This is a genomic window from Defluviitoga sp. (genome assembly GCF_035349255.1).
Taxonomy (GTDB): Bacteria; Thermotogota; Thermotogae; order Petrotogales; family Petrotogaceae; genus Defluviitoga.
The window spans coordinates 47224-70683 of the sequence record NZ_DAOPSE010000006.1 but is presented as its reverse complement, the minus strand read 5'-3'; the positions used below and the strand labels follow the sequence as shown (position 1 = coordinate 70683).

General features: G+C 32.1%; 19 protein-coding genes. 14 read left to right on the top strand and 5 right to left on the bottom strand.

Annotation, left to right across the window (positions count from 1 at the left end; genetic code table 11):
* Positions 1–8: 8 nt before the first annotated feature.
* Positions 9–458, bottom strand: a complete 450-nt coding sequence (locus PKN74_RS03055) for an early set domain-containing protein (RefSeq protein WP_472308482.1) — start codon at positions 456–458, stop codon at positions 9–11.
* A gap of 236 nt (positions 459–694) precedes the next feature.
* Here PKN74_RS03055 and PKN74_RS03050 point away from each other — a divergent pair, with 236 nt between their 5' ends.
* Complete coding sequence (locus tag PKN74_RS03050; RefSeq protein ID WP_472308480.1) at positions 695–2284, top strand: DEAD/DEAH box helicase; 1590 nt, start codon at positions 695–697, stop codon at positions 2282–2284.
* Between the two features lie 109 nt (positions 2285–2393).
* Here the strand turns inward: PKN74_RS03050 and PKN74_RS03045 are convergent, their stop codons facing one another.
* Positions 2394–2891, bottom strand: coding sequence for a FumA C-terminus/TtdB family hydratase beta subunit (locus tag PKN74_RS03045; protein WP_472308478.1), 498 nt, complete (start codon positions 2889–2891; stop codon positions 2394–2396).
* On the bottom strand, positions 2878–3699 hold the full coding sequence (locus PKN74_RS03040) for a fumarate hydratase (protein WP_472308476.1): 822 nt from the start codon (positions 3697–3699) through the stop codon (positions 2878–2880). Before PKN74_RS03040 ends, PKN74_RS03045 begins: the two co-directional genes overlap by 14 nt.
* A 466-nt stretch (positions 3700–4165) precedes the next feature.
* Here PKN74_RS03040 and PKN74_RS03035 point away from each other — a divergent pair, with 466 nt between their 5' ends.
* The 6 genes from PKN74_RS03035 to PKN74_RS03010 all read left to right on the top strand — a co-directional run bounded on the left by PKN74_RS03035 (position 4166) and on the right by PKN74_RS03010 (position 13852).
* Positions 4166–5194: a LacI family DNA-binding transcriptional regulator gene (locus PKN74_RS03035; protein ID WP_472308474.1), complete on the top strand. Its 1029-nt coding sequence runs from the start codon at positions 4166–4168 to the stop codon at positions 5192–5194.
* Between the two features lie 70 nt (positions 5195–5264).
* The gene (locus PKN74_RS03030; RefSeq protein ID WP_472308472.1) at positions 5265–7625 is read left to right on the top strand and encodes a glycoside hydrolase family 94 protein; all 2361 of its coding nucleotides are present in this window, start codon (positions 5265–5267) and stop codon (positions 7623–7625) included.
* A gap of 41 nt (positions 7626–7666) precedes the next feature.
* Entirely contained in the window at positions 7667–10687 is a 3021-nt protein-coding gene (locus tag PKN74_RS03025; protein WP_472308470.1) for a glucoamylase family protein, read from the top strand.
* 145 nt (positions 10688–10832) lie between these two features.
* Complete coding sequence (locus tag PKN74_RS03020) at positions 10833–12032, top strand: sugar ABC transporter substrate-binding protein (protein ID WP_472308468.1); 1200 nt, start codon at positions 10833–10835, stop codon at positions 12030–12032.
* A gap of 74 nt (positions 12033–12106) precedes the next feature.
* The gene (locus PKN74_RS03015) at positions 12107–12985 is read left to right on the top strand and encodes a carbohydrate ABC transporter permease (RefSeq protein WP_472308466.1); all 879 of its coding nucleotides are present in this window, start codon (positions 12107–12109) and stop codon (positions 12983–12985) included.
* Positions 12986–13018: 33 nt separating this feature from the next.
* Positions 13019–13852, top strand: coding sequence for a carbohydrate ABC transporter permease (locus tag PKN74_RS03010; RefSeq protein WP_472308464.1), 834 nt, complete (start codon positions 13019–13021; stop codon positions 13850–13852).
* 169 nt (positions 13853–14021) lie between these two features.
* Here the strand turns inward: PKN74_RS03010 and PKN74_RS03005 are convergent, their stop codons facing one another.
* Positions 14022–14288, bottom strand: a complete 267-nt coding sequence (locus tag PKN74_RS03005; protein WP_472308462.1) for a YbbN family protein — start codon at positions 14286–14288, stop codon at positions 14022–14024.
* 126 nt (positions 14289–14414) lie between these two features.
* Here PKN74_RS03005 and wrbA point away from each other — a divergent pair, with 126 nt between their 5' ends.
* From wrbA to PKN74_RS02970, 7 genes are all read left to right on the top strand, one after another.
* Positions 14415–15026, top strand: coding sequence for an NAD(P)H:quinone oxidoreductase (gene wrbA / locus PKN74_RS03000; RefSeq protein WP_472308460.1), 612 nt, complete (start codon positions 14415–14417; stop codon positions 15024–15026).
* A gap of 171 nt (positions 15027–15197) precedes the next feature.
* Positions 15198–15854 (top strand): winged helix-turn-helix transcriptional regulator, encoded by a 657-nt coding sequence (locus PKN74_RS02995; RefSeq protein ID WP_472308458.1) that lies wholly within the window; start codon positions 15198–15200, stop codon positions 15852–15854.
* Entirely contained in the window at positions 15854–17023 is a 1170-nt protein-coding gene (locus tag PKN74_RS02990) for a DegT/DnrJ/EryC1/StrS family aminotransferase (RefSeq protein ID WP_472308456.1), read from the top strand. Before PKN74_RS02995 ends, PKN74_RS02990 begins: the two co-directional genes overlap by 1 nt.
* A gap of 34 nt (positions 17024–17057) precedes the next feature.
* Entirely contained in the window at positions 17058–18365 is a 1308-nt protein-coding gene (locus PKN74_RS02985) for a nucleotide sugar dehydrogenase (protein WP_472308454.1), read from the top strand.
* 34 nt (positions 18366–18399) lie between these two features.
* Complete coding sequence (locus PKN74_RS02980; RefSeq protein WP_472308452.1) at positions 18400–19473, top strand: Gfo/Idh/MocA family protein; 1074 nt, start codon at positions 18400–18402, stop codon at positions 19471–19473.
* Positions 19474–19928: 455 nt separating this feature from the next.
* Positions 19929–20363 carry a hypothetical protein gene (locus PKN74_RS02975; protein WP_472308450.1) on the top strand — a complete coding sequence of 145 codons (435 nt, stop codon included), beginning with the start codon at positions 19929–19931 and terminating at the stop codon, positions 20361–20363.
* A gap of 8 nt (positions 20364–20371) precedes the next feature.
* The gene (locus tag PKN74_RS02970) at positions 20372–21436 is read left to right on the top strand and encodes a gluzincin family metallopeptidase (RefSeq protein WP_472308448.1); all 1065 of its coding nucleotides are present in this window, start codon (positions 20372–20374) and stop codon (positions 21434–21436) included.
* 7 nt (positions 21437–21443) lie between these two features.
* Here PKN74_RS02970 and PKN74_RS02965 read toward each other — a convergent pair whose 3' ends face one another.
* Positions 21444–23423 carry a glycoside hydrolase family 13 protein gene (locus PKN74_RS02965; RefSeq protein ID WP_472308446.1) on the bottom strand — a complete coding sequence of 660 codons (1980 nt, stop codon included), beginning with the start codon at positions 23421–23423 and terminating at the stop codon, positions 21444–21446.
* Positions 23424–23460: the final 37 nt, after the last annotated feature.

Here is a 23460-nt window from a genome sequence, read left to right as displayed (position 1 = left end):
TCATCCTCCTACCAACTTTCTATCTCATCACGTACTATATCTCTGTTATATTCAAATTTATACTTTCTGTTTTCTCTTTCATTTCCAGAATAATCTTTCTCAATGAAATCATAATATCCCAAGTTATATTTATATAATATTTCAGTGTTTGGAGGCATTTTAACTATTAACTGGTAAGTACCATCTTCCATCCTTTCAAATCTATAAGTTTCATCTCCAACTAACCAATTGTTAAAATTGCCCATCATATAAATTGTCGCATTTTCTGGTGTATTATCTGGAACCGAGACAATTATAAAAGTGACTTCAAAAAGATTTTCTTCATCTTCAGAAAAAGAAGGAATTTGGGTGGAAAGATCCGATGGCTTGTGGGAAGTTTTTGGAGCTTTACTGAATGAAAATCCTAAAAGAACGATAATTAAAGCAAAAGGGAAAAAAATTTCTAAAAAACCTTTCATAAAAAGTTCACCTCACATTTAGTAAAAACCATCTTCAAACAAATTATACCACGAATTGATGAATTTCCCCTGATAAATTTTTCATGGCCGTTGCTAAACAAAATAACTTTACATCAATATGTAAAAAAGTTTTTATAAACACGTAATTCCTAATAAAGAAAAATTGTGTTATAATGTGTTGGAGAAGTTTGTTAAAGGCCCATTCTCAATTTATGAACTAAAAGGAGTTACGGAGTATGGAAACATTCCAAAACATGGGCCTTTCCGAATCGACATTACACGCAATCTTGAACAAAGGGTACAAAGAACCAACCCCCATTCAAAAAATGGTAATTCCCTTTCTTTTATCAGGTAAAAGCAATGTAATCGGACAGGCCCAAACAGGAACCGGAAAAACAGCAGCTTTTGGTATACCTATGATTGAAAAACTCAAAGAGAGAATTGATCATGTTCAGGCACTTGTATTAACCCCTACTAGAGAACTAGCCCTTCAAATATGTGAAGAACTAAATTCCCTAAAAGGAAATAAAAAACTTAAGGTCACTCCCATATATGGTGGAGTTTCAATTAACCAACAAATTAAAACTTTAAAAAAACATGTTGATATTGTAGTTGGTACCCCAGGTCGTATTATTGACCATATAAACAGAGGAATTTTAGACATCAGTAATATCGAATATTTAATTATAGATGAAGCTGATGAAATGTTAGACATGGGCTTCATAGAAGATGTTGAGTTTATTATTTCAAAAACTAATGAAAAGAAAAAAGTACTTATGTTTTCGGCAACAATTCCTCCACGAATTATTTCATTAGCAAAAAAATATATGGGAGAATTTGAAATAATTTCTACAATCAAAGATAGTAAAGAAAATTTAACAGTTAAAAATGCTAGACAAGTCTACTATAAAGTTGAGGAAAGAGATAAAATTAATCTCCTTATTAGATTAATTGATCTAGATGATGACTTTTATGGGCTGGTTTTCACAAACACAAAAGTGCAATCAGAAGAAGTCGCGAGTAAATTACGAGAAAAAGGTTACGACGTGGAAGTTTTAAACGGCGATGTTTCGCAATTTCAAAGAGAAAGAATTTTGAACAAGTTCAAGGACAAGAAAACAAAAATACTAATTGCTACAGATGTTGCAGCACGCGGAATCGATATAGACAACCTAAAATACGTGATTAATTATTCACTTCCCCAAAACCCAGAAAACTATGTACATCGTATTGGAAGAACAGCAAGAGCTGGAAATGATGGGACTGCAATAACTTTTGTCACTCCCAGAGAATTTAGAAAATTCTTATATATACGTAATGCTGTGGGTTCTGACATAAAAGAAGAAGAAATTCCAGATACCTCAGAAATTATTAATGCTAAAATTGAAAAAATTATAGATGAACTGATCGCTTCATGTGAAAATGTAGAAAATATCTATAAAGTATTAGCTCAAAGAATTTTAGAAGAAACTCAAGAAACGTCAGAAATAATAATTTCAGGCATTTTAAAGTATTTTCTTAAAGATAATTTGGATACAAAAAAATATGAAGAAATCAAAAAGGTTGATAGAAGCTCTGCTCTTAAAAAAAAGAGATTGTTTGTAGCACTAGGGAATAATGACGATATATCTCCGAGAAAACTCGCCGAATTTATTGAGAAAGAAACAGGAGTAAATAAAAAGAACATCAGAAATATACAAGTATTAGAAAATTTCTCTTTTTTATCTGTTCCTTTCGAAGAATCTCAAGTAATATTAGAAACGTTTAAACGAAAATCAAAAGGTAGAAAACCACTTGTTTCTGAAGCAAGAAGTCAAGGAAAATAGAAAAGTTTTTTACAAAAAAATAAAAAAACGTTTAAAAAGCTTCAGTAATAATTTATTAAATATACTATTACCGAAGCTTTTTATTTTTTATATTAGAATTTCTATATATTTAAAATATTTGATTTCCTAAACTATCTATTGCAACCATCAGCGGGAAGTCTCTAACTTCAATTCTATAAATTGCCTCTGGACCCAATTCAAAAAAAGCTATTACTTCTGCATTTATTACACACTTTGAAAGATAGGCTGCAGCCCCACTTGGTGCTATAAAATAAACTCTTTGATATTTTTTACAAAGTTCTACTGCAAGATCAGATCTTTTCCCTTTTCCAATTGTAGCAATTACCCCAAGATAATATAACATTTCAAGAAATTCATCCATTCTTTCACTTGTTGTAGGACCTATGGCACCTATTTTCGAATTCTTTGGTGGCTTTGCTGGTCCAGCATAAAAGACTATCTTCCCTCCCAAATATATGGGTAGTTCTTTACTACCCGCAATCAATTCTCTTAATCTTCTTTGTGCTGCATCACGCATTACTATTAATTCTCCGTAGTATTTTATAGTTTCCCCAACTTTAAATTTCCTTATCTCATCGATCTTCAAATTCAATCACACCTTTTCTGCAAAGATAACAATCGGCAGCAATACCAAGAGGGAGGGTTGCTATATGTGTGGGTGAAACCTCTATATGAACAGAAAATACAGAAACGCCTTTACCTAGTCCTTGAAATCCTATTTTTAATTCATTTAATTCTCTCACTAATTCTGTTTCTAAGTTAGCATATTTTGGATCGGAATTTCTTTCTTTAAAGTCTTTAGTCAGAGCTAATTTTGATAAAACCATGGCCATATCAGAAGTTCCTCCAACGCCGATACCTACATGCAAAGGCGGACAACCTTTAGCTCCATTTTCTTTTATGTGTTCTATAACAGCTCTCTTGAAATTTTCAATATTTGAAGAAGGTCTCATCATATATAACCTTGAAAGATTCTCGCTACCTCCTCCTTTGATCAAAAACCTTATTTCCAATTTATTTCCAGGGGTTTCAAAGACATGAACAACGGCTGGAGTGTTGTTTTGTGTGTTTTTTCTTTCAAAAAGCGGATCAGCTACAATAGAGTATCTAAAAGGATTATGGATGTAAACTGTCTCTACGATTTCATTCAACGTATCTTTTATCGGTTCCTCAAGTTTTACTTCATTACCAATAAAAACAAAAAATTCTACTAAACCTGTATCTTGGCAAAGTGGCAGCCCTTCATCATGGGCGATTTTGTAATTTTCTTTCAATACTTTAGAAAAAGGGCCTCTATATTCATCTAAAAAAACCTTTACTTCCTCGTTAATTATACAATTCTTCTCAACTATCAACTCACTAACTTTTTTTACTATCTCATTTTTAAATATCATTTTGAAATACTCTCCTTTTATTATAGCTTCATAGGCATCTTGAAATTACAAGAATCATTTTTATTAATTATTATAGAATTTATTCTTTTCATCGAACAATGTTTCTTCACCTTGAAACTGGGTCAAATTTAAATTCTATCAATGCAATCTATATTTAATTTTTAACAAGATGGAGAAGAAAGGGGCTACTACCCAGAACCTGCTTAAATTCAAAATCTTATTTTTAAAATTTTTTCTATTTCTAAAGTGTCTATATCACTTTAGCTATGAACAATAAAATTTTATCACACTTTTTCTTCATATTTTATTAATTAGATCATGTCAGCTTTTTGTAGATAATCAATTTTATTTGTCTTTATTTACTTCTAATTGGTTCTAATCAAACTTTTATTTTTATATAATTATGATTATAATTAAAGTGAAGCGGTTAAGAAAAAATAATATTTTTGAAATTGGAGGACTCCAAGTGCCGCAAAAAAAACCTAAGAATACAAAATTAACTATCGAAGATATTGCAAAATTAGCTGGTGTATCCAAAGCAACTGTTTCATATGTCTTAAATGACAAACCTGGGGTCAGTGAAGAACTTCGCCTAAAGATTAAAAAAATAATAGAAGATTGCAATTATGTTCCAAACTCTGCTGCACGGGGCTTAGCAGGTGAAAAAACTCATTTTATAGGTCTTGTTATACCAGACGTTTCTGATATGTTCTATGCCAATATTATTAGAGGCGTTGAAAAAACTTCTAATAAGCATAATTACCTATTAAATCTATATACAACTCATGGCGAAGAAGAAAAAGAACGACGCGTTATAGGATTGATAAACAGTAGTATGGTAGACGGACTTATCATCATGGCTTATTATATTAAAGATAATTTTGTTGATTTTCTAAAAAACGAGGGTATTCCCTTCGTGTTCATTGATTATCCTACCAAAGACGAAGATATATATACTGTAGTAGTTGATAATGAAACTGGTGCTTTCGAAGCAACCGAATACCTCATTTCATTAGGACATGAAAAAATAGCTTTTTTAGAGGGTCATGAAGCAGCCTGGGACTCAAAAGCTAGATTCATGGGATTTTTAAAAGCTTTAACAGCAAACTCGATTGAATTTAATCCCTTACTCATTGAAAAAGGCGATTTTACGAGGGAAGGTGGTTACAAAGCAACAAAAAGATTGCTTGAAAAAAGAGAAGAATTTACGGCCATTTTTTCCTCAAACGACCAAATGGCTATTGGAGCAGTAAGAGCTTTGAAAGAAAAAGGATTAAAAGTCCCAGAAGATGTATCCATTGTAGGTTTTGATAATATAGAAGCAAGTTCAATAATAGATCCTCCTTTGACAACTGTGATGCAACCGATTTACGAAATGGGAAAAAAAGCTACAGAAATTTTGCTACGTTTAATAAACGGAGAAAATATTGAACGAAAGAACTTTTTGTTAAAAACTAAACTAATTAAAAGAAGCTCTTGTAAATCGTTGAAGTAGGTATATTATTTTTTGTTTTGAAACTTAACCGCTTAAGTTATTTCTAATAAAAGAATAGGAGGTTCTAAAAGTGTTTGAAACAGAGTATGGTTTTTTCACTTCTGACGGTAAGGAGTACATAATAACAACACCTCAAACTCCAAAACCTTGGATCAATGTAATTTCAAATGGTGATTATGGTTTTGTAATATCTCAAGCAGGCTCTGGTTATAGTTGGAGAACACACGCTAGTCTAAATAGAATTACTCGATGGGAACAAGATTTAATCAAAGATGAATGGGGAAAATATATTTACATCAGAGATGAAGAAAGCGGAGAAATTTGGTCTCCAAGTTGGAAACCCATGTGTAAAAAGCCACAAAATTTTAAAGTAAGACATGGACAAGGCTATACAATATTTGAAACAAGATATTTCGACATTGAAACGGAACTTACAATGTTTGTTGCAAAAGATGAGCCAATCGAGATATGGCTATTAAATGTAAGAAATGATTCAAAAAAAAGAAGAAAATTATCTACTTTTACATATATAGAGTGGAATCTCGGTGTGGCACCTGACTGGCACCGAGAATTCCACAAAACCTTTATCGAAACCTCCTTCTTAAGTGATTTAAATTGCATTATTGCTGAAAAAAGAATGTGGGAAATACCTAATGAAAAAGGACAAAATTGGAATAGAAGTTGGGAATATACAGCTTTTCATGCTGTTAATGAAAAGGTAAGTGGAGCAGAAGGATCAAAAGAAAGTTTTTTAGGTAGATACAATTCACTATTTAATCCTCAAGCTGTTTCAACTGGTAAATTATCTAACACCTTTGGAAAATGGGAAGATTCTATAGCGAGCTTAAAAAATGAGATTTCTCTAGAACCAGGAGAGGAAAAAACTTTAATATTTTTACTGGGAGCAGTTAAAAAAACAGATGAAAAGGAAAATTTAACTTCTCTAATTAAAAAATATCAAAATGAAAAAAACGTAAGCAATGAATTAGAAAAAGTTAAAAAAATGTGGGATGAAATGTTTTCTAAATTGACCGTTGAAACGCCTGATAAAGGTTTCAACTTTTTGATCAATAGATGGCTTAAGTATCAAGCAATTTCTGGAAGATTATGGGGTAGAACTGCTTATTATCAAACTGGGGGAGCATATGGTTTTAGAGATCAGTTGCAAGACAGCCAAATATTCTTATATATAGATCCTGAAAAAACTAAAAATCAAATAAAACTTCATGCTGCACATCAATATAGTGATGGAAGTGTTCTGCATTGGTGGCATCCTATTTCTGAAATCGGTCTTAAAAATAATATATCTGACAACAGATTGTGGCTTGTTTTTGTAACTGTTAGATATTTAAAAGAAACAAATGATTTTGAATTTCTCGAAGAAATTGTTAGCTTTTTAGATGGTGGAGAGGCAACGATATACGAACACTGTGTTAAAGCTATAAATTATAATCTAGAGAGATTAAGTGATCGGGGCTTGCCTTTAATAGGTGATGGTGATTGGAACGATGGAATGAATGCTGTGGGAACTGAAGGAAAAGGAGAAAGTATCTGGCTAGGACATTTCCTTTATGGAATACTTCAAGAGTTTTCATACGTATGCCAAAAAATGGGGGATCCAAAAAATGAGGCAAGATTTTTGAAACAGGCTGAAAAACTAAAAGAAAATATCAATAAATATGCTTGGGATGGAGAATGGTACATAAGAGCCTATAAAGATAATGGTGAACCATTGGGAAGCAAAAATTGTGAGGAAGGGAAAATATTTTTAAATGCACAGACCTGGGCAATTATAAACGATACTGCAAATAAAGAGCGAAAAAACATTGCATATCAATCTATCAAAAAATTTTTGTTTAAAGATTATGGTCCCCTTTTATTCCAACCTGCGTATAAAACCCCCGATCCAGAAATAGGATACTTAACAAGATACGCACCAGGTGTAAGAGAAAATGGGGGATTATATACTCACGCCGGGACTTGGGCAATTTTAGCCGCAGCAAAAATGAAAGATCCAGATACCTACAACATATATAAGAGCTTCATGCCAGTCTATAGAGGCATGGATCCTGAAAAATATCTTGTAGAACCTTATGTAACTCCCGGCAATGTAGATGGCCCTGACTCTCCTTACTTTGGAAGAGGTGGTTGGACTTGGTACACAGGTTCTGCTGCATGGTATACCATTGTGGGAATCGAAGGAATTTTAGGTATAAAAGCAAACTGGAAGGGTTTGAGTATAGATCCAATGCTACCGAAAGAATGGGATGAAGTTATGGTTAAGAGATTTTTCAGAGGAAAAATTTTAAACATTACCTATAAAAAATCAAATCAAAAACAGATTTTAGTAAATGGTAAAAAGTTAGAAAGTGACATTTTAAATCCACAAGATTTCAAAGAAGAAGTTTTAAATGTAGAGGTTTATTTTTAAAAAATAGGTTTATTAAAAATCAATAAAGGAGGTCTGTATGTATGAACAAGGAAAGGTTTTTATTAGTAACTATGTTGTTACTTTTCAGTTTAGCTGTTTTCCCACAGGTTATAATACATGACTTTGAATCAACCATCGGTTTAAACGATGATAATACTGGTACATCTTTTGAACTAAGCAGCAGGTTTGTCTATGAAGGAAAATTGTCTACAATAGTTATCCCTTCAGGAAATTCAGCTGAGACAAAGATGGCATTTGAATTATCTGGAGAAACATTAAACAGGTGGAAAGGACATGACATACTAAAATTAGCTATTTACACTAATCCTGATTCATCTTTAAAACCAAACAGATTTTTCTTAGGTATGGCTGATATTAGTCAAGGTTGGGAATGGGTTGATGGAATATTCTCTGAAACAGAACCAAAAGATGGATGGAATGTTATCGAATATAGATTATCCGAAAAAATGCGAGACATAAATCCAGAAGGAAAATATATGCTATATTTTTCCTTTATTCACACTCAAGGAGTAACAAACATTCCAATGAAAGATCCTTTCTACGTAGATAACTTAATTGCTCTTGATTCTAAGGAACCCGAGGTTGAAAGAGTGTATATTTGGTCTATGGACACACAAGAAGAAATAAATACTTTTGGAAACGATAATACAGGAGCAAAGTTTGAATTGGCCAAAGATTTAGCTGCGCAAGGCTTATATGCTATGAAAGTCATCCCCAATGGAGAAGCAATAGAAACAAAAATAGCCATAGAACTTTCTGGAGAAAAAGTATCCTTATGGTCTGGAAGAAACAAAGTTACCATTAATGTTTATATACCAAAAGAAAATAAAATAAAACCTTCGATGTTCTTTTTAGGTTTGGCCGATATTACCTCTGGTTGGGAATGGGTAGGTGGGGTTTTTTCTGAAACACCTGTCAGTAACGGATGGAACAAAGTTTCTTATAATATTGCAGGAGATATGAGTAATTTAAAAGAAGAAAACAAATACATGATCTATTTAGCTTTTGCTGGCTTCGATGAAAACAATGTAAAAGTTCCTTTGACTGAGCCTTTTTATGCTGATGGAATATACGTGGAAAAATTAACAAAACTAACAATTGATGAGCTTTTAGCTGCTGTTCCTGCTTCCATTAAAGAAGAAATAGAAAATTTACTAACTCTAGAAGATGAACCACTACTAGAAGAAATACAAAAAAGGGCTTTTTTGTATTTTTGGAATGAAGCAAACTCTCAAAACGGTTTGATAAAAGATAGAAGCACAAAAGATTCACCATCAAGTATCGCAGCAGTAGGAATGGGACTTTCTGCTATACCAGTTGGAATAGAAAGAGGTTGGATTTCTTATGAACAAGGTTATGAAAGAGCATTAACAACGTTAAAAACTTTTGTTGAAGGAAAGGTAGAGGGATTAAATGGTTTCTTCTACCATTTTGTAGACATGAATAGTGGTAAAAGAGCTTTGAATAGTGAGATCTCTTCAATAGATACTGCAATACTTGTTGCTGGAGCCCTAACATCAGGAGCCTACTTCAAAGGTACAGAAGTTGAAACTCTTGCAAACAAATTATACGAAAATGTAAATTGGCAGTGGATGTTAGATGGAGAAGAAACTTTATCAATGGGTTGGAAGCCCGAAGCGGGTTTCTTGGGAGCAAGATGGGATTCATTTAACGAAGGATTGCTTGCATATGTTTTAGCAATCGGTTCTCCAACTTTCCCAATACCTGCTGCATCGTGGGACAAAATATTCAGGCCAGTTAAAAATGATACTTACATATATCTACCCCAAGAAACTTTGTTTGTCTATCAATATCCTAATATTTGGGTAGATTTCAGAAACAAAGAGGATAAATACGCTAACTACTTTAATAATGCGGAAGCAGCAACTAGATATAATTGGTTATTTGCTGTTCAAAATAGGTTTAAATATCGAACCTACGATATGGATATATGGGGTTTAAGCGCCTCTGATGGCCCTGCAGGATACAAAGCCTACGGTGCATCTGAAGGAAACCATGATGGAACAGTTGCTCCATACGCTTCTATATCGTCAATACCTTTTACCTTCGATCTCTCTGTCAATGCTATTAGAGGAATGTTGTCAAAGTACGGAGCTTTAGTATGGGGAGAATACGGTTTTTATAGTGCCTTTAATATTGATGAAGTATGGTTCTCTAATCAATACATTGGAATAGATCAAGGAGATATAATTTTGATGATTGAAAATTATAGGTCCGGTTTGATATGGAACCTGTTTATGAGTAATGAAAATGTACCAAAAGCGTTGGATGAAATAGGATTCATTGACAAATTATCAGATTACGCTGTTACCCCTTGGTACGTTGAAGAGTATAAGAGACTTCTTACAAGCGCAGAGGAAAAATTAGCAGAAGCTCCAAGAATTTCTAACGTAAAGATCGATGGCAAATTAACCGAATGGGAAAATATTCCTAGATATGCAGTAACAGAAGACATGAATGTACCTGCTGGTGGTATTAAGCCTGTTGATAAAAGAACCCAAATATTACATAGTTATTTTTCAGTTGCGTGGGATGACGAAAACTTGTATATTGCTGCAGAGGTGTATGATGAGTATGTTGTAATAAATATTTCTCCAGATGATGTAGGCGGATACTACAGAACAGACTCTGTTGAGTTCTACATAAATCCCAGCATAGCAGGTTCTAATGCCGGATTATTTAAAATAGCTATTCTTCCCTTTGATACAGAAGGAAAAGTACAGGCTGTAAGACATGAAGATTCTAATCCTGGACCTATATCTAAAACTGCACCAAACGTCGAAGTTGCTTCAAGTAGAACTGATTATGGATACATAATAGAATTGAAGAATCCTTTTGAATATCTAGGAATAACAAATCCCCAACCAAATCTCAAACTGGGTTTTAGCCATACCATACATAATTCGAACAAAAAAGATGCTTCTCTTGGAGCATACGTTAGAGAAAATATCATTTCATGGAACCCACTACCCGATATTTGGGCTAATCCACAAAATTGGGGAATGATAGAATTAAAGTAGTAAGAAGAAAAATAAATCATTTTTGAGAAAACTCAATATACGCCTCCATTATTTCCAATGAGGAGGGCTAGTTCGTCTGGATAAAACACAAGTTTAAGAATTCCTAAAGTGAGTTAAATAGAATACTATTAGGAGGTGGAATGGCATGAAAAAAAGATTCACTATTTTTAGTATTTTAGTGTTAATTGTTGCCTTAGGTTTTGGAACAACAAAAATAACTATTTGGGCAATGGGTGAAGAAGCGAAAAGTCTAGATAAGTTAGCGCAACTATTCATGGAAGAATATCCTGAGTATGAAGTTAATATACAAGCTATTCCCTGGGCAAATGCATATGATAAAATTTTGACTGGAATTGCTGGAAGACAGGTCCCTGATGTAGCACAGATGGGAACTACATGGATGGCTCCATTTGGTAGTATGGGAGCATTTGAAAACCTTGATCCGTATGTTAAAAACTCAAAAATTGTAAAAGAGGAAGCTTTCTTTAGAGGTTCATGGGAAACTGGAAAGGTTGATGGAAAGCTCCTTGGCATTCCTTGGTATGTTGATACTAGAGTACTATATTACAGGACTGATTTATTATCAGAAGTTGGATGCGATCATGCCCCACAAGATTGGGATGAATTGTATGATGTTGCTAAAAAATTGGCTCAAAAAGGTAAATATGGTATAACCTTATATCAGCCTCAAGACAATTACCAAATTCTATTACCATTTGTTTGGCAAAATGGTGGAGATATACTAGATAGTAAAGGAAATGTGATCGTAGATCAACCAGAGTTCGTTGAAGCGTTTGAATACTACACAAGATTTTTTACCGAAAAACTTGCTCCTCTTGGTGGAGGAGGAAATCTGTTTCAAGATTTTGCTACAGGAGATACACCTATGTTTTTTTCTGGTCCCTGGATGGTAAGTATGATCAGAGAACAAATTCCTCAAATAGAGGGCAAATGGAATGTTGCTTTGATGCCAAAAAAGAAAACTAGAACTTCTTTTATGGGAGGAAGCGACCTGGTAATATTCAAAGATTCAAAAAATAAAGAAGGAGCCTGGAAATTCATCGAATTTCTTTCAAGACCGGATATACAGGTAAAGTGGTATCAATTAGTAAATTCACTTCCAGCTTCTATAGAAGCATGGAATAACCCAATATTACAAGCTGATCCAATGATTGCACTTTTTGGTGAACAATTGTTCGATGCCAAGGCACCGATAAATAGACCAGAATTTCAAGAAATTTCTGTCTCTATAGATAGACGAGTTGAAGAAGCTATATATGGTAGAAAAACTCCCGAAGGAGCAGCTAAAGATCTGAAAAAAGATATCGAAAAGATACTTAGGTAATATATAATCTAAACCCCTCTTTTCAAAAGCGGAGAGGGGTTTTTTGGAAATTAAACGAGCAAGGAGAGATCAAATTGAAAACTCCGTTAAAAGCAATAATTACTTTTATAGGTCCTTCAATAATTTTACTGCTTATTTTTATGTTAATACCAATAATAGTTTCTCTTACTCTCAGCTTTACTGATTTTAATGTATTTGCTATATACAATTGGAGTAACGCCAGTTTTATAGGTTTTCAGAATTATATTAATTTAATGAAAGATCCTCTTTTTTGGAGGGCATTACTTAATACTTTATATGCATTAGTAGTTGCGATGCCTTTGACAATAATTTTAGCTTTAAGTTTTGCAGCTCTTATTAACAGGGAAGCTACTTATTTTAAGAACTTCTTCAAAGTTAGTTTTTATCTACCTTCTATTACAAACACCGTCGCAATCGCTATTGTATGGTCTTGGATGCTGAATCCAGATTACGGTTTAATTAATTGGTTTCTAGGATTATTAGGGATTAAAGGACCAAATTGGCTAGGTGATCCTGCATGGGCTATGCCTTCCGTGATAATGCTTGTAGTGTGGAAAGCAGTTGGATACAATATAATTCTTTTTATAGCAGGTTTGCAAAACATTCCAGATTATTTATATGAAGCAGCTGAATTAGATGGAGCTTCAAGATTCCAACAGTTTTTACATGTAACTATTCCTTCACTACGACCAACAATATTTTTTGTAACTGTTATGACTATTATAGGTTATCTTCAATTATTTGAAGAACCTTATATGTTAACGGGTGGAGGACCTTTAGATTCTACTTTATCAATAGTTTTGTATCTTTATAGACAAGGGTTTAGATTTTTTAAATTGGGATATGCTTCTTCTATAGCTTTCGTGCTATTCATAATGATATTTGCTTTAACTTTTATCCAAATGAAAGTTGGCAAAAATATTGAAGCATAAATGCAATTCAACTAGATAGGAGCGTGCTTATTTATGCGAAAAGTAAAAGTATCACCTATTGAACAAATTGTTGTACATTTAATATTAATAATTTGGTTATTAATTTCGGTGATCCCCTTTGCATGGATGCTTTCAACCTCTTTCAAAGGACCAGGTGAAATTTTTATCTTTCCACCTAGGTGGATTCCCAAAAATCCAACTTTAAAAAATTATAAAGATCTATTTCAACAAATGAATTTTGGTAGACCGTTCTTAAATTCTGTAGTAGTTTCTCTTTCCACAACCTTTTTATCAGTCTTATTAGCAACTATGGCTGGTTACGGATTTGCAAAATTTAACTTTAAAAATAAAAATACTTTATTTCTTTTAGTTCTGGGAACAGTTATGGTTCCTGGGCAAATCACTATGATTCCTGTTTTCTTATTGTTAACTAAACTAAGTTTACTGAATACTTATTGGGGCTTAATCTTACCAGCAATAGCAAATGCATTTAATATATTTTTCATGAGGCAATTTATTAGTGGAATACCAGATGAGTTAATAGAAGCCGCGAAAATGGATGGGGCTAATGAAGGGTGGATATTTTTCAAAGTTATTATTCCCTTGTCTAAACCAGCTATGGCAGCTATAACTATATTCACTTTTACAGGTTCTTGGAACAATTTTCTATGGCCCTTAATTATAGCAACAGATGAAAGTATGTACACTTTACCGGTAGCTGTTTCTGTTCTTGGAGGTCAATATACGGAAAACATCGCGATGCAAATGGCTGGTTCAGTCATAGTCATTCTACCATTAATAATAGTATTTTTATTCACCCAAAAATACTTCATCAAAGGAATCACTTTTACCGGATTAAAAGGATAATATAAATAAAGTGGACGTGTAGTTAAGTACGATATCAGTGGATTTACCAACACGGAAACCAACTACGATGAATGATCAAAATATGTCGCAAAATTTATGAATCAACCAAAATAAAAGCTGCTTTAAGCAGCTTTTTTTAGCAATACTTTTAAACTTTTCTGAATAATTCTTAGTCAGTTGAATAGTATCTATCTAAAAAGTTTCTAATCTCATATCCTCCAAAATAACTTGAAAACCTTATTAATTCCTGATTTTCTTTATTTAAGAAAATAATGGTTGGAACAGAAAAAACCAGCATTTGACCAGACTCTTTTTGACTGTTAGATACATCTACAATCTCATGAGGTATATTGTACTCATCGCAAATGAGAATAAACTTAGGTAAAAAGTCCTTACAGACCGGACAATTATCACTTTTAAGATAAAGTGCTTTCATTGTAAATTTCCTCCTTAATCGTTTACTAAGGTATGTTCATTAATTATTATATATTTTAAATATTTTTAAAATATTAATGTTATCATAAAAGAGACAAAATTTATCTCGATTAAAGGAGGTTACTTTATGGCAAGAATAAGTATAATTTTTTACAGTATGTACGGTCATACATACAAATTGGCAGAAGCAGAAGCCCAGGGGGCTAGAGAAATAGAGGGTGTCGAAGTCGATATTTATAGAGTTCAAGAAACTGTTCCAGAAGATATCTTAATAAAATCGGGCGCAAAAAAAGCCCAAGAAGCCTTTAAACACCTTCCTATTGCCACTTTAGATTCTTTAACACAAGCTGATGCTATAATATTTGGAACTCCTACAAGGTTTGGAATGATGGCTGCTCAAATGAGACAGTTTTTAGATACGACAGGAGGATTATGGAGTAGAGGAGAATTGGTTGGAAAAATTGGAAGTGTTTTTACAACTACTAGCACACAACATGGAGGGCAAGAATCAACTATCTTGAGTTTTTACACTACATTGTTACATCATGGGATGATAATTGTAGGGCTACCTTTCACTTTACCCTCATTAAGTGATAATTCTAGCGTTCATGGCGGATCACCATATGGTGCTTCTGCAATAATTAAATCAGAAGATAACTCTCCCAATATAATTGAACTTGAGATTGCTAAAACGCAGGGAAGACGTGTTGCAGAAATTGCTAAAAAACTTTTTGGATAATTTTTTTGTAAATAAATCAGATAACGTATAAAAACCTAGAGAATATTCTCTAGGTTTTTTATAGTTTTTATTAAAAAGAAATTTAAAAACTTGACATTAAATATAAGAAATGTTATAATGAAATAAATTATTCACTTAGTGAGTGAATTAAAGTTTTGGGGTGATATATTCATGTTAAATATTGAAAAATATACATTTTTTAATCCCTCTCCAAATTTTAGGGAAATGATGATATTAAAATTAATTTCTGAAGATAATGATATTTCTCAGGATAAAATTTCAAAAAATGTTGGCATTGTTCCGTCCATGGTAAATAAATATTTAAAGGATTTTGAGGAGAAGGGTTATATACTAAAATGTGGGGAAAATAAAAGGAATATGAGTTATGAACTAACTGAACAAGGAATAAAAAGGTTGCAATTCCTTACAGTAAGTTTTGTCGATGAAGTTTCAGAATTGTATTTTGATACAAAAGAATCATTTAAAAAAGTTCTACATACCCTAAAAAAGGATAAACTTGAGAACATATTGTTGTATGGTGCTGGCGTAGTTGGGGGTATTGTTTTAAAAATTTTAAAAAGCGAAAATGTTAATGTTGTCGGCTTTCTGGATGACTCTGTCTCAAAACAAGGTGATCAGTTGAAGGGTATAGATATATATCCTCCGGAAAAAGCTAAGGAAATAACTTATGATGCATTAATAATTGCTTCTTTTAGACATTCTGAAAAAATTTTAAATAATGCTTTAGAAAGAAATTTAGAAAAATTGTACGTTTTTCAAATAGATGAAGAAGGAAATATCTTGTTAAGGAAGGGGGAGCAAAACTAATGGAGGAAAAAATGCAAGTTCCTCTTTTTGATTTAACTCGTCAATACAAAAAAATAAAAAAAGACGTGCTTAAAAATTTAGATGCTGTTTTTACATCCGGTAATGTAATAATGGGAAGCAACGTCAAAATGTTTGAAAAAGAGGTATCTAATTATCTTGGAGTAAAAAATGCTATAAGCGTAGCAAATGGTTCAGATGCTCTAAGGCTTTCAGTTCAAGCACTTGATATAAAAAAAGGAGATTACGTTATTACTACACCATATACCTTTTTTGCAACCGCTAGTTCTATAGTTTTAAATCAAGCAACTCCGATATTTGTAGATATAGAAGAAGACTTTTTTAATATAGACTTGGATCAAGTAGAAAAAGTTCTCAAAACTCACCCTAAGAAAGAACGTATAAAAGGTATAATTCCTGTACACCTTTTTGGTAAGACAGTTGATTTAGAAAGATTAGAAAATATAAAAAATAATTATAAAGTAACTATTATTGAAGATTGTGCTCAATCTATAGGATCTGTTTGGTATTACTCAAGTGGAGACAAAAAGTGTAGCGGAACGGTCGGAGACCTAAATGCATTTTCTTTTTTCCCTACAAAAAACCTTGGCGGATATGGTGATGGAGGCTTAGTTGTTACAAATAATGAAAAGTTAGCTGATCGAGTTAGAAAACTAAGGGTTCACGGGGCCTCTAAAAAATATTACCATGACGAGGTGGGATACAATTCTCGTTTGGATGAGGTACAAGCAGCTATATTACGTATAAAATTAAAAAACTTAGATTATTACATTGAAAGAAGAATAAAAAAGGCTCAATATTATAACAAGTTTTTTGAAGAAAAAGGCTTGGATAAATATATAAACTATCCAAAATATTTTGATAATCGAGTTCATGTTTACCATCAATATGTAATTTCAGTAAAAAACGAGGAAGAACGTGACAAATTGAAGAAATTTCTTAAAGAAAATGGAATTGAAACTGGGATTTACTATCCGTTGGGTTTACATCTTCAAAAATGTTTTGAAAATCTTGGATATAAAGAAGGTGATTTTCCAATAACAGAAAAAGCTACACGAACAACACTAGCTTTACCTATGTTTCCAGAGTTAACCAGGTACGAACAAGAATATGTTGTTAGAAAAATAAAGGAGTTTTATGCTAGTTTTTAATTCTTATTAAATAGGACAAAGGGGGTAAAAAGCAATGGCTTTACTAGAAAAAATTCAAAATAAAACAGCTAAGATTGGAGTAATAGGTTTAGGTTATGTTGGATTACCTCTAGCAGTAGAAAAAGCCAAAGCAGGATATACCGTTCTAGGGTTCGACGTTCAAAAAGAAAAAGTAGATAAAGTTAATAAAGGGATAAATTATATAGGAGATGTAGTCACTGCAGAACTTGAAGATTTAGTTAGAGAAGGAAAATTAAGTGCAACAACTGATTATGATAGAATAAGGGAATGTGATGCAATAATGATTTGTGTTCCAACCCCACTCAATAAATACAAGCAACCTGACTTGAGTTTTGTAATTAATTCAACTAATGAAGTTGCTAAAAGAATGAAAAAAGATACTTTAATAGTTTTAGAAAGTACCACTTACCCTGGTACCACAGAAGAGGTGATGCTACCAATATTGGAGCAAAATGGTTACAAAGTAGGAAAAGACTTCTTTTTAGCTTTTAGTCCTGAAAGAGTGGACCCAGGTAATTTAGTCTACAAAACAAAAAATACCCCAAAAGTAGTTGGTGGTGTTACAGAAAAATGCACTATGTATGCAAAATCATTATACGAAAGGGTTTTAAATGCAGAAGTTTTTACAGTTTCCTCTCCTAAAGAAGCTGAAATGTCAAAAATCCTAGAAAATGCTTTCAGGATAGTAAATATAGCTTTCGTTAACGAAATGGCAATCCTCGCTAAAAAAATGGATATAAATATTTGGCAGGTAATAGATGCAGCTGCAACAAAACCTTTTGGATTTATGCCGTTCTACCCTGGACCTGGCGTTGGTGGACACTGCATTCCAATAGATCCTTTTTATTTAACTTACAAAGCAAGAGAATACGATTATCATACTAGACTTATTGAACTAGCTGGGGAAATCAATGATTATATGCCTGAATATGTGGTTGAACGGTTAATGGATATTTTAAATAACAATAAAAAATGCTTAAATGGGGCGAAAATCTTAATGTTGGGTGTTAGTTATAAAAATGATATAGATGATTTGCGTGAATCCCCTGCTTTAAAAATTCTAGAAATATTAGAGACAAAAAAGGCCAACATAAAAATACACGATCCGTATGTTAAACAATTTAAGTATAAAGATAAATTATATACAACTGAAGATTTAACGGAAAAATTATTAAAAGAAAGTGATGCTGTTATAATTACTACGGGTCATAAAAAAGTAAATTATGAATTTGTAGCTGAAAATGCCGTTGTAATTTTTGATACAAGAAATGCAACTAAACATATAAAAGATAAATATCCTGAAAAAATCTTTTTAATTTAAAACAAAATTTAGTCTATATATGGAAGGTGCTGCAATGTTAAGAATGGCGGTAATAGGTTGTGGAAGAATAGCTCAGCAAAAACATTCTGAGGCCTTAATAAAAAATTCTGATTTCATAGAAACAGTTGCTGCTTGTGATTTAGTCGAAGAAAAAGCAGAAGAATTTGCAAAAAAAATAGAAAATGCAGGTTTAAAAAAACCAGAGATATATATTGACTACAAAAAACTTTTAAAAAGAAAAGATATAGATGCAGTAAGCATAGCTACAGAAAGCGGAAATCATTATGAAATTAGTATGGAAGCTTTAATAAATAACAAGCATGTTTTAGTAGAAAAACCTATGGCCCTGTCAACAAAACATACTAAAGAAATGATCAGAGAGGCAAAAAGCAATAATTTAAAGTTAGCCGTCTGTTTTCAGAATAGGTTTAACCTTCCAATTCAGGAATTAAGAAAAAAAGTTGAACAAAATGCTTTTGGTAAGATTCTCCATGGTCAAGCTTCAATAAGATGGAATAGAGACAAGACTTATTACGAGCAGGCAAAATGGAGAGGTACTTGGAAAGATGATGGGGGTACCCTAATGAATCAGTGCACGCACAATATTGATTTGCTAATATGGAATATGAATTCCGAAATTGAAGAAATATACGGTGTGATAAAAAATTTTACTCATCCTTATATAGAAGCGGAAGATTTTGGAAGTGCCATAATCAAATTTAAAAACGGATCTATCGGTTTAATAGAAGGCTCGGCAAATGTTTACCCTAAGAATTTAGAAGAAACTTTGTCAATCTTTGGAGAAAAAGGTACTGTAGTTATTGGAGGATTAGCTGTAAATAAAATCAAATATTGGAGGTTTCCTGACCAAGAAGGACATCCCTTTCAAAACTTACCTGATCCTGATACTGTTTATGGTAGTGGTCATATTCCACTATATAAAGACTTTTATGAATCAATCAATGACAACAAAGAACCTTATATAAATGGCACCGAGGGTCAAAAAGCTGTTGAAGCTGTTTTAGGAATCTATAAATCTGCAAAAGAAAGAAGACCTATCAAATTTCCCGTAGAATTTTCAACTTTGGAGATGATTTCTGACGGTTGAGTTAAGGGAGCTATACTGTAAACCCTTCTAAATTAAAAACCCTATTTTTTCGAAAATTTTCTTTCAAAAGTTTCTAAGTATTTAAGAAATACCTTATGGTATAATTAGTTACCATGAGTATAGAAGAAAAGGAGGTTAGAATTTTCCGTATTTATGACTACGGGAAATTCTTTATTTTTTATGTTAGATGAAAAAAAGTAGATTTCCATACTTTCTTCTTTATAATCATTGTAGTTATAAAATTTCATCAAATCAAAAAATCGAAGAAAACCTATTCATAGAAAGAATATATAGGGTAATGCTAGCAGATACAAGGGTTTTTATATAATAGAAAAATTGTTGTAAGTTGTTATAACTTGTTGTGGTGACGGGGTTCTTAAACATTTTTTAGTAAAATGTATAGAAATTTTATGAATTTATCACATTAATAATTACTTAAAAAAGAGGTGTTTCTAGTGTTTATTAATCAAGTTGTTAACTTATTTCAAGAACTAAATAAGAAAGAAATTAAGGCAAGTAAGTTAGGTTGGACACAGTATACTACAGGTTTTGATTTAGGAATTGAACAAGCTTATCAAGACATAGCTACTTTCTTAGAAGATGAGGAAAATTTTAAAATCATATGTGAGCATAAAGAAAAAGAATTAAACACTGTTGATAAACGAAAGATAGAAATAGCATACAAGATCTTTGAACCGTTTCATAAAAATAAGAAAATAAACGAGCTAAACCTCCAAATAAGGCAAAAAACCAATGAACTCTCTATGATACTTAATACCTTTAGATTTAAGATAGATGGCAAAGAAGTAACTTCAGTAGAAATAGATCAAATGTTGACTAATGAAGATAGAAACCTAAGAAAAAAGCTTATTTTTCGAGAAATCAAATAAATAAAGTTTTGATTGATAACGGATTTATTGAACTCATAAATCTAAGAAAAGAATTGGCAAAAGCTGAAGGTTCAAGGGATTTTGTAGAATATATGCTGAAAAGAGATGAGCTAAGCTCAAATATATTTGAAGGGTGGAAAGATGAATTAAGAAGCTATATAGATATACTAAATAATAAAAGGAACGAGCTTGCCAAAAGATATTTAAATATGAACGAGTTGAAACCTTGGGATGAGGAATACTTAAAATCTATAATAGCTCCTTCTTTAAACAAAAAAGTTGACATGACAGATTATTACAATATCTTAAGAGAATTCTTCCTAAACTTCGGAATTAATCTAGACAATTTTAATATAACTTATGATATTTTCCCAAGAAGAAACAAATCTGAATGGGGATACAATTTTCGAATAAAAACTGGTGAAGATTCAAGAGTTTTGGCAAACGTTAAAAATCGCTATTCCGAATATAAAACCCTTTTACACGAAAGTGGACATGCAATTCACTCATTCCTACAAGATCCAAATGAAATAATACTAAATAAAGGAATAAGCGGCATTATTACTGAAGGTATAGCAAATCTATTTGGAAGTTTTATATATGACAAATTATTTTATATAAACTTCTTTAACAAAGAAGTAGAAGAAGAGTTTGAAAAAATAAAAGAATACGAAAAACTGAGTTATTTAAAATTTATAGGAAACATTTTTTTCGATCATGAATTATATAGAAACGAAATTTTTTCTTTAGAGGACATTTATAACTTATATTTTAGGGTTTATGAAGATTTATTTGGAGATAAACCTTTAGAAGAAGAACCTCCTTTTGGTTACAGAATTCATTATACTACGCATCCTATATATATGCATAACTATTTTATGGGAGATGTTACGTGTGAAATGTTAAGAAAGGTATTTTGCGAAAAGCAAAACGTCGAAAACATCTCTGAAAAACCTACAGAATTTATTGGATTTTTGATAGAGGAAGTTATCAAACCTTCTGGATTGTATAAATATGAAGAATTGTTTGAAAAAATTAGTGGAGAACCTTTTTCTCTAAAATGGTACTTCTAAAAAGTCTTTAATTTACTTTTATAATAATAGCTGTCTTTTCTGGGATTTTTAAATTTTTTATACCTTCACTAAAATATTCATCTTCTAAATTCACTTCTTTTGTCGAGAAAAGAATTTCTGTTTGTCCTTCTTTCTTATCTAACAACCAAACAGGAATTTCGGCTTCAATTACTTTTTCTTCCCTGTTTATTATTGTTACAACATTTTCATCTTCGTTCCAAGAAGCATAAGCCACATATCCTTCTTTCCAGTCGATAAAATCGAACGAACCTTTTCGTAGACAAGGTGTAGTCTTGTAGATTTTAATTAATTCCTTTGTAAAATCAAATATTTCTTTGCTTTCTTCAGTTTCTTTTCCCCACGGATAAGGCCTTCTATTATCAGGATCGGTCCATCCTGCAAGTCCTATTTCGTCGCCATAATACAAGCCAGGCGATCCCGGTATTGTAAACATCATTACAAGTCCTATCTTAAAAACTTCTAAGTCTCTTCCCTCAATAGCTTCTTCATGTGTTCTTAGGCCTAATCTACCAACTTTTTGAGTTGTTCTTGTTATCCATCTTGAATGATCATGATTACTCAATTGATTTAACGCAATAAATTTGCTGTTCATTGGCAATTGCGACAGAGCCCATCTTACAGTATTGACTAAGTAATTAGAATTTTTTAATAACTCTGGTTTTAAGTAGTCGTTATGTTTTTCCATTCCTGTTAAAAAGTAACTAATCGGATCCATACAAGTTATATAATTCATTATTGAATCCCAGCATTGTCTTTCCAACCATGGAAGCGGAGACTTATATATTTCTGCAAATATTACCGCGTCAGGATTTACCTTTTTCACTATTTTGTAGAAAAACCTCCAAAAAGAGGTATTCATTTCGAAAGATTTTCCTAAATCATCAGCTACATCCAATCTCCATCCATCTACATTGAAGGGCTCGCTTACCCACTTTTTACCAATATCAGCTATATATTTCCATAAATTAATATTTCCATAATTCAATTTGGGAAGGGTCCTGTACCCCCACCAACCTTCATACTTTTTTTTTGAATTCCAATAAAAATATCTTCTATATGGTGAAGATTCATTATTTAAAGCACCATCTCCATAAAGATTCATCTCATCAATCCATTTATGAAAAGAACCACAATGATTAAACACACCGTCTAAAACAACCTTTATATTCCTTCTATGGCACTCTTCTACTAATTTCTGAAATAGTTCATCACTTTTAATTAGATTAATTTCAGAAGTTGTTCTAACTTTATATTTTTCTGTTAAATCTTCAGTATCCTCGATGATAACTCCAAAATGTGGGTCTATATGTTCATAATCTTGAGTATCATATTTATGAGGACTAGGAGAAACAAAGATTGGATTTAAATAAATCGTTTCTATCCCTAAATCTTCCAAATAATCAAGTTTTTCTAAAACACCTTTTAAATCTCCCCCATAAAACTCTCTGTGTCCATTTTTAGGATGAGGAAGTGTTTCCCAATCTTTTTTAACCACAACCTGCCCGTCATATCGATATTCATTGTTTACAGGATCATTAGTTTCATCAGCATTATAAAATCTGTCAACAAAAATCTGGTAATAAACAGAGCCTTGTGCCCACTTTGGGATTTTAACCCCAGCTATTAAAGTAAAATCTATTATTGGCCTGCTGTTCTCAACAACTCCCATCGCATCATAAACGATGTTTTTTTTCTTTTCCAATAAATTTATTTCAAAATGGTATTTTAAAATCCTGTCTGGCATATTAAAAGTACTTTCAAAAAAACAATAATAATCAGTTTCTTTATAAAACTTCATTGATTTATGTTGATACCTTTTGACGTTTTTCTCAGGCATAAAAATAACTTTTCCTAAACTCTTACCTAAATATTTTGGTATTCTTAATCTAACAGTAACAAGATCCCCTATCTCAGGTTCTTCGGGTGAAAGATAAAAACTTGTTTGATCTGAATAGATACCCCTCATAATCTTTTTATCCTCCGATTTATTGTTTATATAAATT

Excerpts from the sequence above, each read along its gene's own strand:
- PKN74_RS03050 (WP_472308480.1), top strand. The coding sequence starts at position 695 with ATGGAAACATTCCAAAACATGGGCCTTTCCGAATCGACATTACACGCA.
- PKN74_RS02985 (WP_472308454.1), top strand. The coding sequence starts at position 17,058 with ATGGCTTTACTAGAAAAAATTCAAAATAAAACAGCTAAGATTGGAGTA.
- wrbA (WP_472308460.1), top strand. The coding sequence starts at position 14,415 with ATGGCAAGAATAAGTATAATTTTTTACAGTATGTACGGTCATACATAC.
- PKN74_RS02980 (WP_472308452.1), top strand. The coding sequence starts at position 18,400 with ATGTTAAGAATGGCGGTAATAGGTTGTGGAAGAATAGCTCAGCAAAAA.
- PKN74_RS03020 (WP_472308468.1), top strand. The coding sequence starts at position 10,833 with ATGAAAAAAAGATTCACTATTTTTAGTATTTTAGTGTTAATTGTTGCC.
- PKN74_RS03025 (WP_472308470.1), top strand. The coding sequence starts at position 7,667 with ATGAACAAGGAAAGGTTTTTATTAGTAACTATGTTGTTACTTTTCAGT.
- PKN74_RS02965 (WP_472308446.1), bottom strand. The coding sequence starts at position 23,423 with ATGAGGGGTATCTATTCAGATCAAACAAGTTTTTATCTTTCACCCGAA.
- PKN74_RS03010 (WP_472308464.1), top strand. The coding sequence starts at position 13,019 with ATGCGAAAAGTAAAAGTATCACCTATTGAACAAATTGTTGTACATTTA.
- PKN74_RS03055 (WP_472308482.1), bottom strand. The coding sequence starts at position 458 with ATGAAAGGTTTTTTAGAAATTTTTTTCCCTTTTGCTTTAATTATCGTT.
- PKN74_RS03040 (WP_472308476.1), bottom strand. The coding sequence starts at position 3,699 with ATGATATTTAAAAATGAGATAGTAAAAAAAGTTAGTGAGTTGATAGTT.
- PKN74_RS02990 (WP_472308456.1), top strand. The coding sequence starts at position 15,854 with ATGGAGGAAAAAATGCAAGTTCCTCTTTTTGATTTAACTCGTCAATAC.
- PKN74_RS02995 (WP_472308458.1), top strand. The coding sequence starts at position 15,198 with ATGTTAAATATTGAAAAATATACATTTTTTAATCCCTCTCCAAATTTT.
- PKN74_RS03005 (WP_472308462.1), bottom strand. The coding sequence starts at position 14,288 with ATGAAAGCACTTTATCTTAAAAGTGATAATTGTCCGGTCTGTAAGGAC.